The organism is Enterococcus sp. E4-223, from assembly GCF_035727065.1.
In the GTDB taxonomy this organism is placed as follows: Bacteria; Bacillota; Bacilli; order Lactobacillales; family Enterococcaceae; genus Enterococcus_B; species Enterococcus_B faecium.
In genome coordinates, this window is the sequence record NZ_JAPMLH010000002.1 from 36,108 (window position 1) to 49,997 (window position 13,890).

General features: G+C 38.8%; 13 protein-coding genes. 11 read left to right on the forward strand and 2 right to left on the reverse strand.

Translation table 11 applies throughout. The features are described 5' to 3' along the window. Positions 1 to 178: 178 nt before the first annotated feature. The 5 genes from OS139_RS02910 to OS139_RS02930 all read left to right on the forward strand — a co-directional run bounded on the left by OS139_RS02910 (position 179) and on the right by OS139_RS02930 (position 3,116). Positions 179 to 445, forward strand: coding sequence for an IreB family regulatory phosphoprotein (locus OS139_RS02910; RefSeq protein WP_002290885.1), 267 nt, complete (start codon positions 179 to 181; stop codon positions 443 to 445). After that, complete coding sequence (gene ruvX / locus OS139_RS02915; RefSeq protein WP_002296503.1) at positions 442 to 873, forward strand: Holliday junction resolvase RuvX; 432 nt, start codon at positions 442 to 444, stop codon at positions 871 to 873. The genes OS139_RS02910 and ruvX overlap by 4 nt, the downstream gene beginning before the upstream one ends. A gap of 24 nt (positions 874 to 897) precedes the next feature. Beyond that, complete coding sequence (locus OS139_RS02920) at positions 898 to 1,203, forward strand: DUF1292 domain-containing protein (protein ID WP_002290887.1); 306 nt, start codon at positions 898 to 900, stop codon at positions 1,201 to 1,203. 577 nt (positions 1,204 to 1,780) lie between these two features. Further along, the gene (locus OS139_RS02925) at positions 1,781 to 2,617 is read left to right on the forward strand and encodes a sulfite exporter TauE/SafE family protein (protein ID WP_002331589.1); all 837 of its coding nucleotides are present in this window, start codon (positions 1,781 to 1,783) and stop codon (positions 2,615 to 2,617) included. 64 nt (positions 2,618 to 2,681) lie between these two features. Beyond that, positions 2,682 to 3,116, forward strand: coding sequence for a GNAT family N-acetyltransferase (locus OS139_RS02930; protein WP_002306155.1), 435 nt, complete (start codon positions 2,682 to 2,684; stop codon positions 3,114 to 3,116). 67 nt (positions 3,117 to 3,183) lie between these two features. Here the strand turns inward: OS139_RS02930 and OS139_RS02935 are convergent, their stop codons facing one another. Both OS139_RS02935 and OS139_RS02940 read right to left on the reverse strand, forming a co-directional pair. After that, a complete protein-coding gene (locus OS139_RS02935) occupies positions 3,184 to 4,506 on the reverse strand; it encodes a 2-hydroxycarboxylate transporter family protein (RefSeq protein ID WP_002301062.1) in 1,323 nt (440 codons plus the stop codon). A gap of 153 nt (positions 4,507 to 4,659) precedes the next feature. Then, positions 4,660 to 6,300, reverse strand: a complete 1,641-nt coding sequence (locus OS139_RS02940) for a malolactic enzyme (protein WP_002306156.1) — start codon at positions 6,298 to 6,300, stop codon at positions 4,660 to 4,662. A gap of 329 nt (positions 6,301 to 6,629) precedes the next feature. Here OS139_RS02940 and OS139_RS02945 point away from each other — a divergent pair, with 329 nt between their 5' ends. The 6 genes from OS139_RS02945 to OS139_RS02970 all read left to right on the forward strand — a co-directional run bounded on the left by OS139_RS02945 (position 6,630) and on the right by OS139_RS02970 (position 13,856). After that, a complete protein-coding gene (locus OS139_RS02945) occupies positions 6,630 to 7,100 on the forward strand; it encodes a DUF4809 family protein (protein WP_002331588.1) in 471 nt (156 codons plus the stop codon). 751 nt (positions 7,101 to 7,851) lie between these two features. Next, positions 7,852 to 8,955 carry an alpha-hydroxy-acid oxidizing protein gene (locus OS139_RS02950; protein WP_002331587.1) on the forward strand — a complete coding sequence of 368 codons (1,104 nt, stop codon included), beginning with the start codon at positions 7,852 to 7,854 and terminating at the stop codon, positions 8,953 to 8,955. 283 nt (positions 8,956 to 9,238) lie between these two features. After that, positions 9,239 to 9,919 carry a WxL domain-containing protein gene (locus OS139_RS02955; RefSeq protein WP_325066791.1) on the forward strand — a complete coding sequence of 227 codons (681 nt, stop codon included), beginning with the start codon at positions 9,239 to 9,241 and terminating at the stop codon, positions 9,917 to 9,919. Positions 9,920 to 10,008: 89 nt separating this feature from the next. Beyond that, the gene (locus OS139_RS02960) at positions 10,009 to 11,043 is read left to right on the forward strand and encodes a DUF916 and DUF3324 domain-containing protein (protein WP_002331585.1); all 1,035 of its coding nucleotides are present in this window, start codon (positions 10,009 to 10,011) and stop codon (positions 11,041 to 11,043) included. Between the two features lie 13 nt (positions 11,044 to 11,056). Then, positions 11,057 to 11,392 (forward strand): hypothetical protein, encoded by a 336-nt coding sequence (locus OS139_RS02965; protein WP_002306162.1) that lies wholly within the window; start codon positions 11,057 to 11,059, stop codon positions 11,390 to 11,392. Continuing rightward, on the forward strand, positions 11,376 to 13,856 hold the full coding sequence (locus tag OS139_RS02970; RefSeq protein ID WP_325066792.1) for a hypothetical protein: 2,481 nt from the start codon (positions 11,376 to 11,378) through the stop codon (positions 13,854 to 13,856). The genes OS139_RS02965 and OS139_RS02970 overlap by 17 nt, the downstream gene beginning before the upstream one ends. Positions 13,857 to 13,890 lie beyond the last annotated feature (34 nt).

Below are 13,890 nucleotides of genomic sequence, written 5' to 3' on the forward strand. Positions count from 1 at the left end.
ACTTTATGAAAAGAGTACTTTTGATAAAGCTACAGAAAAAAGGAAAAAAACATACAAATAGTGTTTCTTAATTTATTCGGAAGTTTGGAATATTTGTTTGTAGTTTTCCCTTTCTTCGAGTAAAATAAGGTTGTAGAAGGTAAGCTGGAATTACCTTGCGGGAAAGAGGTGTAGAATCATGGGTTTTACAGATGAAACCGTACGTTTTGGTTTTGACGATAGTCGCAAAAAAGAAGTGAGCGAAACATTAGCGATTGTTTATCGGGCTTTGGAAGAAAAAGGCTACAATCCAATCAATCAGATTGTCGGCTACTTGCTTTCTGGAGACCCGGCCTACATTCCTCGTTATCGTGATGCTCGAAATTTGATTCGCCGTCACGAACGCGATGAGATCATGGAAGTAATTGTCAAGGACTACCTCTCAAATCATGGAGTGAATTTATGAGAGTAATGGGCTTGGATGTCGGTTCTAAGACAGTAGGTGTTGCTATCAGTGACCCCTTTGGCTGGACAGCTCAAGGAGTAGAGATCATTCGGATCAATGAAGCAGAAGAAGAGTTTGGCTTTGATCGGTTGAAGGAATTAGTAGCACAATATGAAGTAGACCGGTTTGTAGTTGGATTACCTAAAAATATGAACAATTCCATCGGACCAAGGGCAGAGGCTTCCATGTCATACGGAGAAAAGATCAAAGAACTATTCTCCTTGCCAGTTGATTATCAAGATGAACGATTAACCACTGTTCAGGCAGAACGTATGCTAGTAGAGCAGGCAAATACTTCAAGAGCCAAACGAAAAAAAGTCATCGATAAATTAGCAGCTGTGATGATCTTACAAAATTATTTAGACGGCTCAGGTAAGCAATTATTTTAATAATAAAAGAAAAGAGGTAATCTTATGACAGAACATAACCATTCCCACGACCATGAAGGACACGAACACATCACATTGGTGGATGACCAAGGAAATGAAACATTATATGAAATCCTACTAACAGTTGACGGACAAGAAGAATTTGGACGTAACTATGTTCTTTTATATCCTGCTGGTGTTTCAGAAGATGAAGATGTAGAATTACAAGCTTATGCATACATCGAAAACGAAGATGGAACAGAAGGCGAGTTAGAACAAATCGAAACAGACGCAGAGTGGGACATGATTGAAGAAGTATTCAATACATTCATGGCGGAAGAAGAAGAATAGAACAAAAGAATGAATGAATTAATAAGATATAAAAAAAGGGATTGTGACAAACGTCTTGTCACAATCCCTTTTTCCAAATAAACGATGTTCAATCAGCTGCCCCTCAGCATTCGCTCGAAAAACGGCGAAATATGAAGAACTATTTTGCCATTTGTTTCTCTAATAATCAGGTCAAAACGTTGACTTCACAGTCTCTTCCTTAAACGGTGTTCTCCTGCCAACTCCTCGGTCACAAGTCACAATATTCAACAAACATGAGAAGCTGTTTTTTGAAATTGTTCCTTGTGACTCGGAGCTGAACGGCAGGCTCACGACCTCTTTCTTAAACGGTGTTCAAAAGCTTGCATCTGCGGTAATAAGTTCAACCAAACGAAAAATAGGAGGAGCTATTTTTGTTTGGCTGTTCTTATTACTTGATGCAGGACAGCTTTTTCACAACCTCTTTTCGTTTAGTACTACATTTCCTTAAAAAGTAGAAAAGCTTTCGAAGCCTCGTTCGTTTCTTTTACTGTATAATATAAGCAAAGAGTAAAAATCGCTAAAAGATATAAATAAGAGAAAGGATATACAAGATGATATGATTGGTCTGATTTATTTTGTGGTGATCGTTCTGGCAAATACAGTTGGCGCTATTTCCGGCATGGGCGGAGGCGTGTTGATCAAACCGATTCTTGATCTTATCGGTGCCCATTCTATTGCAGGTATTTCTTTTTACTCAACGGTTGCGGTATTCACGATGTCTATTGTTTCGACAGTGCGACAAGTATCAAGTGGGAAATCGCTGAATTGGCAGATTGTCGGTTGGGTATCTGGTGGAGCTGTAGTTGGAGGAATAGCCGGTAACATTGTATTCGAAGTTTTTTTACGGTTGTTTGAAAATGAAAAGCATGTGCAGCTGATCCAAATTTTCTTGACGGTATTGACCTTGGTTTTTGCGTTCTTCTACACCAAGCATCATCAGCCAAAATTTCATCTAACGTCATGGATTTGGTATCTTATATGTGGGGTGATCTTGGGCTTTTTAGCTAGCTTTTTAGGTATCGGTGGTGGACCCATCAATGTTTCATTGCTGATGCTGATGTTTGCCTTGCCAATAAAAGAAGCAACGCTGTATTCTCTATCTACGATTTTCTTTTCTCAACTGGCTAAATTAGTAACGATTGCTTTAACAAGTGGCTTTATGCGCTTTGATTTATCTATGTTGTTTTATATTATCCCCGCTGCTGTTATTGGAGGTTTGTGGGGAGCAAAATTTAGCAGGATTTTGTCTCCAAAAAAAGTGACCTTTATTTTTCAAGTAATTGTCCTCGTGGTTCTTTTGGTTAATTGTTACAATGCCTTTGTCATCTTACAAACATTAGGAGAATCTAGACTAACGCAAGTCAAAATCACTGAAACATATTGTTTTAAATGAAAAAAAGAGTATACTATGATAAAAAAATTCATTTTAAAAAATCAGAAATTGGCTGGTGATTTGGATGTTACGGGAAATGCGTTTAGAAGATGCAGAAGCACTACGTGAAATCAATGCGGATCAATTAGGGTATGATATACCATTAACCGTTACGGTGAGACAAATGAAGAAACTGCTGAAGGAGCCAGAGAAAAATTTTTTCTTGGTTTATGAAGATCCTACTTCTAAAAAAGCAGCTGGCTATGTACAAGCGGAGTCCTATGAATCGATTTTTAGCGATCCAATGTTCAATATTATGGCACTTGCTGTGTCTAAATATGCTGAAAAAAGAGGCATCGGAAAGGCTTTGATGACTGGCGTAGAAGAAGAAGCGAAAAAACGAGGAATAACGGCAATAAGGCTTAATTCTGCAGAATACAGAGTAGAAGCACACCAATTTTATGAACACATCGGTTATCATTCCGATAAAATGCAAAAAAGATTTTTGAAAATCCTGTAAATCTTTATCAAAAAAATACCCGATCATCAAGCCGATACTTGATGATCAGGTATTTTTGTTTTTTTGACTAAGAAAGTAATTGCATCAAGAAACCAGAGATGATCAAAACGATGGCACCACCAAGTCGATTGCCCATTTGAGCAAAAGCAATAAGTTCCATCCGATTAGCTGCAGATAAGACGGCTACATTTCCTGTTCCGCCCATCGAGTTGTTGCATAAGCCAGCAGTAATAGTTGATTCAATTGGATATAAACCAAACAAACGACCGACAAATCCTGAAACAACTGAAATCGCGATAACACTTGTCAGACATAAGACAACAAATTGCCATGTCAAAGCAGAAGCTAATACATTCAGATTCAGCAACGCAATACCGATACCGGCAAGAACAGCTGCTGTCAAGTTTTTGACAATCAAGTTATTGAACATGATAGCTGCATCTTCATAATATTCTGGTAATAGGTTGGCGATTTTACAGATGACAACGATAATAATCATAAATGCGTATGCATGGACTTTAGGAACAAAATAGTTACCAATTTGTCCTAAGATGAAGAAAGTCAATGATACCATCAAACCAACACCTAACTGTGGAATGGAAGGTTTCACAGTTCGAGGTTTTCCATCGCCAAGATCGCCTTTTTCCATTAATTTACCATTGCCGTTGAATTTTGGCATTGATTGTCCAGCACGAGCAACTAATGCTGCACCGATGATAGCTAAGACATTTGTCATTGCTGTAGCAGGAATCAGGCGGGAAATGATAGAAGAAGCATCCGTACCTAAAACATTTGCATAAATCGTTGATAAAGGAACGGCTCCGGCTCCAACACCACCAGCCATCGCAGGTAATGAGATGTATAAAACGGAATTTGCAAAACCATTTCCGATAAGCATGCCCACGAGTCCTACGGCAAAAAAGGAGACGACCATTGAAATAAGTGCAACGGGAATAAAACGAACAGAAGCTTTCATCAATAGATTACGGTTCATACCAAGGATGCTACCAGTAATCAAGGCAGCAATATAAAAGTCCAAAAAGCCCATATTGCTGACAAAGTTTTCTGTGGATTTCACTACATATTCAGGTAAGATCCCAAATGTAGCAATCGCAGCAGAAGCGAAGATCGCAAAAACGGAACCACCACCCAAATAACTTTTGACGATAGGGATTTTTGTCCCGATAAAATGAAATAAATTACCGAAAATAACCAAAACTGCGATTGGTCCAATCATATTCGTCGGTAATTTCCCTAAAGCCATTGCAATGATCAGGACAAGGACCATGATCAAATAAAGTGGCAAACTTACGCCGGTGATTTTTGTGGACCAAAAACCTTCTTTTTTCTTTTCCTCAACTGCAGTTGCAGTTGTTGTTTTTTGTGCCATTTTTACAGATCCTTTCTTATTCTGTATCATATGAAAAAAGCCAAAGAAAAGCGGCAAAAGAGCAGGAGTTGGCTGGCCGCTGTTTTGCCGCAGTCGCTTTTTTCTTTTTAGACGTCATACAAAGTTTCTGTATGTTCTTTTACTATAACGATCTTAATCTTCTAAAGATTTATATTCAGGAACCCATTTAGCAGATTCAACTGCTTCTTTGATATCCGTGATTTCTTCACGATTCAAGTTTTGTGCGACAACTGATTTTGCGACAGTTTCAGCAATCGTTTGAGAAAATTCAGTGATTTTTGCTACTGGAGGCAAGATAGCTGCTCCTGGTTTTGTTACATCAACGATTCCGCCTAATGCTCGACTAGCTTGAGAAATGATTTCAGCATTTACTCGTGTAGCTGTTGAAGCAATCAAACCAAGTCCTAAACCTGGGTACATCAAAGCATTATTTGCTTGACCGATTTGGTAAGTTACACCATTATATTCAACATCAGCAGCAGGGATACCTGTTCCAACTAATGCTTTTCCGTCCGTCCATTCTATTAAATCTTTTGCTTTTGCTTCTGCCAATTTTGTTGGATTAGACAAAGGCATGATGATCGGACGTGGTGTATGAGCAGCCATTTCTTTCACGATTTCTTCAGTGAATGCTCCAGGTTGGGTAGAAGTACCAATCATGATTGTCGGATGGATCGCTTTTACAACTGCTTCTAAGTTTGTCAATTCATCAGCATTAGTGAATTCTGAGCGTTTGCGAGCGAATGGGATTTGACCAGGAGTCAATCCTTCTGTATCTTCAAACAATAAACCTTGTTTATCTACTTGATAGAAATGTTGGCGTGCTTCTTCTTCAGGTACACCTTGACGGATCATCTCATCTAAAAGGATGTTTGCGATACCCACACCAGCAGTACCAGCACCAAATGTCAAAATTATTTGATCTTTCAATTGTTCACCGGATATATTCAATCCGCCTAATACACCTGCTAGGACAACAATTCCTGTACCTTGGATATCGTCGTTGAAAGTAGTGATTTGATCTTCGTATTTTTCTAAGATCGCTGCAGCATTTCCTCGTCCAAAATCTTCCCAATGCAATAACAATTCTGGGAATAATTCGGTAGCTGATTGAACGAATTGATCGATGAATTCATAGTAAGTTTCGCCTTCTACACGAGCATGACGATTGCCTAAGTATAAGGGATTATTCAATAATTCTTCATTATTAGTACCAGCGTCGATCGATACAGGCAAAACTTGTGCTGGATTAATACCAGCAGCAGCAGTATAGACCATCAATTTGCCGATAGCGATGTCAACACCGTTCACACCCCAGTCGCCCATACCTAAGATTCCTTCTGCATCAGTCACAACAATCAAACGAATGTCTCGTCCATCTGCCGCGTTCTTCAAACTTGCTTTGATGTTTTCTGGTTCGTCGATTGAAAGAAATGCAGCATCTTGCGGTTTCAAGAAAATTTCGTTGTATTGTTCGATTGAATCCGCGACGACAGGATCATAAACGACAGGCATGAATTCAACTAAATGTTCGCCCATCAATTTATAAAACAACGTCCGATTCGTATTGAATAGATTCATTAAGAAGATACGTTTTTCCAAATCTGTTTGTTTGCTTAAGTATTGACCATAAGCTTGAACAGATTGTTGTTCCAGTGTTTGGACAGTACTTGGAAGCATACCAGTGATTCCATATTTTGCCCGTTCTTCTTTTGTAAAAGCTGTTCCTTTATTTAGAAAAGGATTATTTAATAAGTTTAACCCTGTAAGCATGAATGATTCCTCCTAAGTTTTAATACAAACGAAGTATAGAAGTCAGATGATGATATAGTCAAAAAGAGCAGGTATGATAAATTTTATTTATATGTAATATAGCCAAAAGAAATCAAAATAGCAGTATTTGTTCTTTTTATATCGACAATCCTTGCTTGAATACTATGCGTATCTCTTATATGCTAGAGAAAGAAAAGTAGAAGAATAAGGGATAGATGGAATGGATAAATAGGATTTCTGAGGAAAAAAGCACATGATAGCGTTGATAGGAGTCACCTATGTCAGGTGATAAAAATACATAAGTAGAAAATTAAGAGGAGGAAGAGAAAATGAAAGAAGTTCAATTGATTAGAAAAAGCGAACTATCAGAAGGCGGTTGCAATGCATGTGGCGTAGTAGAAGCGACAAGCTATACATTAAAATTAGATTCCAATCAAGCAATAATCTCTGAACTGACAGTAGGCGGTCTTGTGGACAGTCTGGCGCTTGCTGAAGGTTTTACTGGAGAAGATATTTATGAGATGTTTTCAGAAGTCCGTCAGTTAAAAAAAGGAGAAAAATGCATAGAGGTTCATCATGAGAGCCCGAATGTGAGGTTCAAACGTGGTTATAATGAGATGATCTTCAAGAATCATGTGTCTGATCACACTGAACTATATGAAATCGTGAATCAAATACTGTCTGGGCTTTTTGAATTAGGACCTTATGAGTTCAAGGAAGAAAACGGTAATCCAAAATTAAATGAAGAATGGCAAGAAACGATTGAAACACAAAGAAACAATCCACACTTATTTCAATAGTCTTCCACAGTATTTCGTAAAAATGTTGATGAAAAAGAAACACCGTGAATCAGAGGTCGTGAAAAAGCTGCCCTGCATCAAGTAATAAGAACAGCCAAACAAAAATAGCTCCTCCTATTTTTCGTTTGGTTGAACTTATTACCGCAGATGCAAGCTTTTGAACACCGTTTAAGAAAGAGGTCGTGAGCCTGCCGTTCAGCTCCGAGTCACAAGGAACAATTTCAAAAAACAGCTTCTCATGTTTGTTGAATATTGTGACTTGTGACCGAGGAGTTGGCAGGAGAACACCGTTTAAGGAAGAGACTGTGAAGTCAGAGTTCTGACCTGAGTATTAGAGAGACAAATGGCAAAATAGTTCCTCATATTTTGCCATTTTTTGAGCTAATACCGAGGGTCAGCTGATTGAACACCGTTTTATCGAGAGGTTGTGAAAAAGTCGCTTAGTTTCGAGTAGTAAGAAAAATTTTGTGAAAATGGCTTTCCACATTTTTGCATAAATTTGACTTAATACCGAGAAAATGGCTTTTGAACACCGTTTATTCAAAAAAAGGGACTTTGACACGAATTTTGTCAAAGTCCCATCGGTTTTTTATCTATTTTTATTACAATCATTTCTTCCAGAGTAGTGACATCTGGAATGGCTGAAATGTAAACAGATTATTTGCCTGTATCAATGTCGAAGAGTAATATAAAAAGTGTAAACGCTATCATATTGTTCATCATTCTAATTTTATAGAGAGAAGGCATTGAGATGGAAAAAACATATCAAGCAGGTACAAATGAAGGAATAGTAGATTTTATCAATATGGAAGATTTAGAAATCGCGGCTTCACAAGTGATTCCAGCTGGTGGTTATGGTTACATCAGCAGTGGTGCTGGCGACTTATTTACTTATCAAGAAAATGAACGGGCATTCAATCATCGTTTGATTATTCCTCATGTATTAAGAGATGTAGAATTACCCGATACAACTACACATTTTGACGAAGAAATACTGACTGCACCAATCATCATGGCACCAGTTGCTGCTCATGGATTAGCTCATGTGAAGGCGGAGAAAGCTTCTGCAAAAGGTGTAGCAGATTTTGGGACGATCTATACAGCAAGTTCTTACGCTTCTTGTACTTTAGAAGAGATAAGAGAAGCAGGCGGGGAGAAAGCACCGCAATGGTTTCAATTTTATATGAGCAAAGATAATGGAATCAATTTGGATATTCTTGAAGTGGCCAAGCGTAATGGAGCAAAAGCAATCGTATTGACAGCGGATGCAACAGTTGGCGGAAACCGTGAAACAGACCGCAGAAACGGGTTTACCTTCCCGCTGCCAATGCCGATCGTTCAGGCTTATCAATCAGGAGTAGGCCAAACGATGGATGCTGTATATAAATCTTCCAAACAAAAACTTAGTCCAAAAGATGTAGAATTTATCGCTGCTCATTCTGATTTGCCAGTCTACGTGAAAGGTGTTCAATCAGAAGAAGATGTCTATCGATCATTAGAATCTGGTGCTGGTGGAATTTGGGTATCTAACCATGGTGGCCGTCAATTAGATGGGGGGCCTGCTGCGTTTGATTCGTTGCAATATGTGGCAGAAGCAGTAGATAAACGTGTACCAATCGTGTTTGACAGCGGTGTACGACGTGGACAACATGTTTTCAAAGCAATCGCATCAGGTGCCGATCTTGTTGCTATTGGCAGACCCGTTATTTATGGATTGTCTTTAGGAGGAAGTACAGGAGTCCATCAAGTGTTTGATTTCTTTAAAACAGAATTGGAAATGGTCATGCAATTAGCTGGAACACAAACAGTAGAAGATATCAAAAAAATAAAATTGCGTGAGAATCGTTTTATTTAAGAAATAAATGACGAAAAAAATAGGAGTGCGGCAGATGATGCCGTACTCCTATTTTTATAGTTCAAGGATGTCACTAATAGAATAATTTGAAACGAAAAAATAAAATTGAAATATTTTTTCATACTTAATAAAAAAGGAAGAATATTCATGTAAACGATTTTATTGTTTTTTTCTCTTTTATACAAAAAGGGTCATAATTTCAAGTAAGCGGATGAATTCATGAGGATTTTTTGCATACTGTCTCTACTATACTTAGGTCACTAAGAAAAAGGAGTGATTTATTATGAAAAAGAACATGATTGGGACATTATTACTTTCAACACTTCTTCTAGGCGGCTTGGCAACACCAGCTTTTGCTGAGGGTCAAGCGACTTCAAAAGGAGATATTACCTTTACTGAACCAACAAATACCGTTGAGCTTCTTAACCCGACTGATCCTTCAAAACCAGTAGAGCCAGCAGATCCGGAAAATCCAGCAACTGGCCAGACAGGTTCTTTAACATTGGATGTAGTTCCTGAATTGCCATTTGGTACACACGAGATTGAAAGCGGAACAAAAACGTATCAAGTAGACGCTTCAAAAAACGATACACCTTATCTCCAAGTATCAGATCGTCGAGGTGTAGGTGCAGATGGCCAAGCACAAGGGTGGGACGTGACAGTTTCGGTTTCAGATTTTGTAAACGGTTCACAAGTTTTGCAAGGCGCTGAATTAGATTTTGGAACATCCACTGTGAAAAGTACGTCAGATAACGAAACCACTGCACCAACTAGTCAAGCTGTAACTGGGTTGAGTAAAGCAAGTGCAGCGACACCAATATTTACAGCAGCAAAAGATCAAGGTCTGGGAACATGGCTTTCTGTTTATGATCCAGCAAATATCACACTGAAAGTGCCGAAAGCAGCAGCTGGAACATTCACGGCTGATTTGACTTGGAACCTCGTGGCTGGCCCAGTAGCATAGAGTATGAAATAAATTCAACAAACTGCGGTGAAAATACTATAGGTGAAGGATCTTTTACCGCAGTTGTTGTTGAAAGGATGTGGTGGACAATGAATCAAAGTAAACGACTGTTTGTTTCGTTTTTTTCTATTTTAAGTCTATTTTTCATTTTTCCGTCAATCAGTCAAGCAAAGGATTCAGCAGGAGACTTTGGAATCAAACCGGTATTTCCAGAGAACCAAATAGATAAAGCAATCGGTTATTTTGATTTATTAGTGGCACCGGAACAAAATCAGACACTAGAAGTAATTATCAGCAATTCTTCAGATGAAGAACGAACATTTGAGGTCTCTGTCAATCCGGCGGTAACGAGTGATGGTGGAACGATCGATTATAGTCAAAAAAAAACAACGTTAGATGAGACATTGCCGTTTGATGTCCGTGACGTTTTGCTCATTGCGAAAAAGGAAATCAATGTATCAGCACATGCAGAAACAACTGTACCTATAGAAGTGAAAATCCCAGCAAAAAGCTTTAAGGGACGTGTATTAGCGGGTATTCATGTTTCACCTAAAGAAGAAGCTGAAACAGAAAATGCTACAGAAGGAGCACAAATCAAAAATCGTATTGCTTATAATCTCGCAGTCGTTTTACAAGAAAGTCAAGAGACGATAGAACCGGATCTGAAACTTTTATCAGGAGATTTGGACGAGGTCAACGCAAAGCCAATTGTTCAGCTTCGTTTCCAAAATCCTCAGCCTAGGATTATCAGCAATTTGATATTTACGAGCAAGATCTTTTATGAAAATCAGCTTTATATTGAAAATACCTCTAATGCATTTTTAGTTGCACCAAATTCGAATTTTCACTTGAATCTTGATTTAGCTGGTGATAAAGCAAAAGCCGGCGATTACCGCGCAGAAATCATAGCAAAATCAGGCGACAGTAATGAATGGCGATTTACACAAAACTTTACGATCAAAAAAGAAAAAGCACAAAAAGTAAATGAAAATTCCGTTTTTGCAGTACAAGAACAATCTTTCCCATGGCTTTATGCAGGATTGGTTGCTGCAGTTCTAGTGTTATGGTTGATTTTGCTGTTTTTGTGGGTCCACAAGAAAAAGAAAAAAGGAGAAACAACATGATGAGGTGATTTCGTTGAAAACATCGATCTTATTGGGAGGGATTATTGCAAGTTTGCTGTTCTTCAGCTGGCAAGAGCCAGTCCAAGCAGATACCAAAAGTTCAGGTACGATTACATTTTATGATCTAAGTCCAGTTCCGCATCCAAGTGGTTCAGTCAATGGCGCATCAAAACAGCAGACACAGCTACCGATTTATAAAGAATCTAATCAACATGGCGTATTCCCGGAGACGAATGAACAAAAGATCCGTTTTCTTTATTTGATCATTGGTATAGAATTATGGCTTCTTGCGTGGTTGTTGTTATGGAGAAGAAAGGAAAAGGAGGATGAACATGTTGCTACAAAATAAATTTTCATTTTTTTGCTCCTTCTTTTTTACTTCGTTTTTTGTTTTAAGTATATTTACCTTTTCACCTTCGGCAGAAGCTGTTGGAGCAACGCCTCCTGCCATTTCTTATGATCCATACACGTATGAAAATATCGTACCTCCAAATGGTGGACGTAGTGCAGTCAATGGCGGGAAGCTTGTCCAACTAACTGGGGCTAATCAATTGCCTAAATTGACTGCTACTTATTTGAACGATGGTTCAAATGATCCTTGGAAAGGTGGCACGGTCCGTTTTCATTGGGAAAGCCATGTGAAACTAACAAATGTACTTGATTTGGTGAATATCACTGCACAAGGATTTGCGTTTGTGGCGATCATCAATTTGCCGGAACATGTATCAAGCAGTGATGTATTAAAAGCAATTGACTGGAACAACGCCTACTTGTATATTGCCGGTGCCCCCATCAAGGTTACTAGCGGAAGTTTATTATCAGCAGGAAGCCATACCTTGCGTTTTGGGATGGGGTCGTGGGATACAAATACTCTATTGGCAGATATTATTGCTATTATTACGCGAGGCGAATTCAACGTGGACGATATCCCGCTTCAATTTGATGTTACAGCTAATGTAGCGAAGATGACAGAAAACGGAGATAAATATGATACGAGCCCAAACAAAGTTTTGACAAAAGGCAGATTACAGCCTTCTGTTTCGAAAAAGGCCGTTTTTTCTGTTGATTTTTATGATTCGAATAATATTATCCAAGATCGTATGTTCAATTCGATTTTAGCTCCAGCTGCAGGTAGATTTTATCCTAAATTAACTGGCGGAAACTTGAATCCAGGAGCATATGCATTTTCTGCAAGTGCAGAGATAAATACGTGGAATAGTTACATCTCACCAAGTGATTCAACAGGAAAATATAATACATTTGCTGATACCACAGAATACGTGGATGGAAATAACCAGAACCTTCCAGGCTCTACCAATAGTCGGACATTGACGATGGGGCTGACTGAAGGACGTTTTGATCAGTTGCCATTTAGTCGCTTTGATCGCGTAGTCAACTATTTTACAGGAAAAAACGTTACACAAGGAGCAATACTGACTCATACTCCAGCAAGCACAAGTGGATTGAATCAGACAGCCAATATCGTGTACAGTGGGAAAGATGCGCAAGGCGGATTGCTTTCTCCTGTTGCTTTAAAGGTATTGGAGCAGTACAAGCTAGACGGAACGGTTTTACCAACAAACTTAACAGCCGATAGTCAGTGGGGAAAGCTCCTTTCTTCTGCATCGTACCAAGTCACGGCCAATTGGTCAGCAACTGAACTAAAAAAGGATTCGATCCATTACAGGCTTTATTCGAAAGGAACCCAAAAATTAGCGACAGGATGGACAGATCAACTTTTCCAAACGATCCAATCAAATAACGGGGGTGTAAATACAGCTACTTCTACACTACCTGCATTGGCTTCAGGGCAATATTATTTTGATTATCGCTTGGTGGACGATGTACTTACTAACATGTATCCGTCTTTTGCGTACAAATGGCAGTCTGAACAAGCTGGAATCACCACTCTTCCTCAAATAACAGTGGCTAATTTTCCATCTGTGAGTGCAGATAGTCAGCTAAAAAACCTTAGCAGACAACCTGAGACAGGAGATCCCCTGTCTGCTCTATCAGGAGATACGATTCAAGAAAATGTGACATTCACGTTAACAAAATCTGGGGATGCGATAACCGACAAAAAAATCACGATCTCACTTCCTGAAAATACTACTTATATCAATGGTTCCTTAAAATTAAATGGTACAACTATCGCAGATACCGGCATTCAACAAGGAGTTTCTGTCCCAGCAGATCTATTGAGCAAAATAGGAGATACCATTCATTTTACTTACAACTATCAATTAAATACTGTAGATACTTCTGTACAATCCGTCAGCATACTGACAAAGGCAGCTGTACTTTCCAGCAATATTACATTAGCAGATGGTGCTAAGCTTCCTAACCCAGTTGTCCAAACATCTGCTAAAACAATTCTTGTCCCCAAACAAGAATTAACATTAGTTAATGTACCAGATGATTTTACATTTGGTAACGATCTCCCCAAACCGTTGAAGACAAGTTATTATGAAGCAAAAGGCGATTTTTCTTTTGATGTACGGGATACTCGGCTTCCAAGCACATCTCCTTGGCAACTGACAGGTACATTGACTTCTTTATTTAAGAATGATCAAGGTCAAGAATTAAGCGGAACAAAATTATACTTCAATCATTCTGGATTAAAGCAATTGATTCAGCAAGGTCAAAACACGTTGATTTATGAGAGTGATGGAACAGCTAAAGGAGAGGTTCTCGTTGACTTTCCCGATACCGATGGTTTACTCTTAGAGGTAAATAGCAGTACGAATGCTCAACCTGGCGCAACGTATCAAGGCATGGTCACATGGGAACTGACAGCTGGGCCAACCAGCTAAGTGATTAGAATTTGTATGGATCTGTGATAACTGT

Bases quoted from the DNA above. Each gene is read 5' to 3' on its own strand.
- OS139_RS02910 (WP_002290885.1), top strand. From the start codon at position 179: ATGGGTTTTACAGATGAAACCGTACGTTTTGGTTTTGACGATAGTCGC.
- ruvX (WP_002296503.1), top strand. From the start codon at position 442: ATGAGAGTAATGGGCTTGGATGTCGGTTCTAAGACAGTAGGTGTTGCT.
- OS139_RS02920 (WP_002290887.1), top strand. From the start codon at position 898: ATGACAGAACATAACCATTCCCACGACCATGAAGGACACGAACACATC.
- OS139_RS02925 (WP_002331589.1), top strand. From the start codon at position 1,781: ATGATTGGTCTGATTTATTTTGTGGTGATCGTTCTGGCAAATACAGTT.
- OS139_RS02930 (WP_002306155.1), top strand. From the start codon at position 2,682: ATGTTACGGGAAATGCGTTTAGAAGATGCAGAAGCACTACGTGAAATC.
- OS139_RS02935 (WP_002301062.1), bottom strand. From the start codon at position 4,506: ATGGCACAAAAAACAACAACTGCAACTGCAGTTGAGGAAAAGAAAAAA.
- OS139_RS02940 (WP_002306156.1), bottom strand. From the start codon at position 6,300: ATGCTTACAGGGTTAAACTTATTAAATAATCCTTTTCTAAATAAAGGA.
- OS139_RS02945 (WP_002331588.1), top strand. From the start codon at position 6,630: ATGAAAGAAGTTCAATTGATTAGAAAAAGCGAACTATCAGAAGGCGGT.
- OS139_RS02950 (WP_002331587.1), top strand. From the start codon at position 7,852: ATGGAAAAAACATATCAAGCAGGTACAAATGAAGGAATAGTAGATTTT.
- OS139_RS02955 (WP_325066791.1), top strand. From the start codon at position 9,239: ATGAAAAAGAACATGATTGGGACATTATTACTTTCAACACTTCTTCTA.
- OS139_RS02960 (WP_002331585.1), top strand. From the start codon at position 10,009: ATGAATCAAAGTAAACGACTGTTTGTTTCGTTTTTTTCTATTTTAAGT.
- OS139_RS02970 (WP_325066792.1), top strand. From the start codon at position 11,376: ATGTTGCTACAAAATAAATTTTCATTTTTTTGCTCCTTCTTTTTTACT.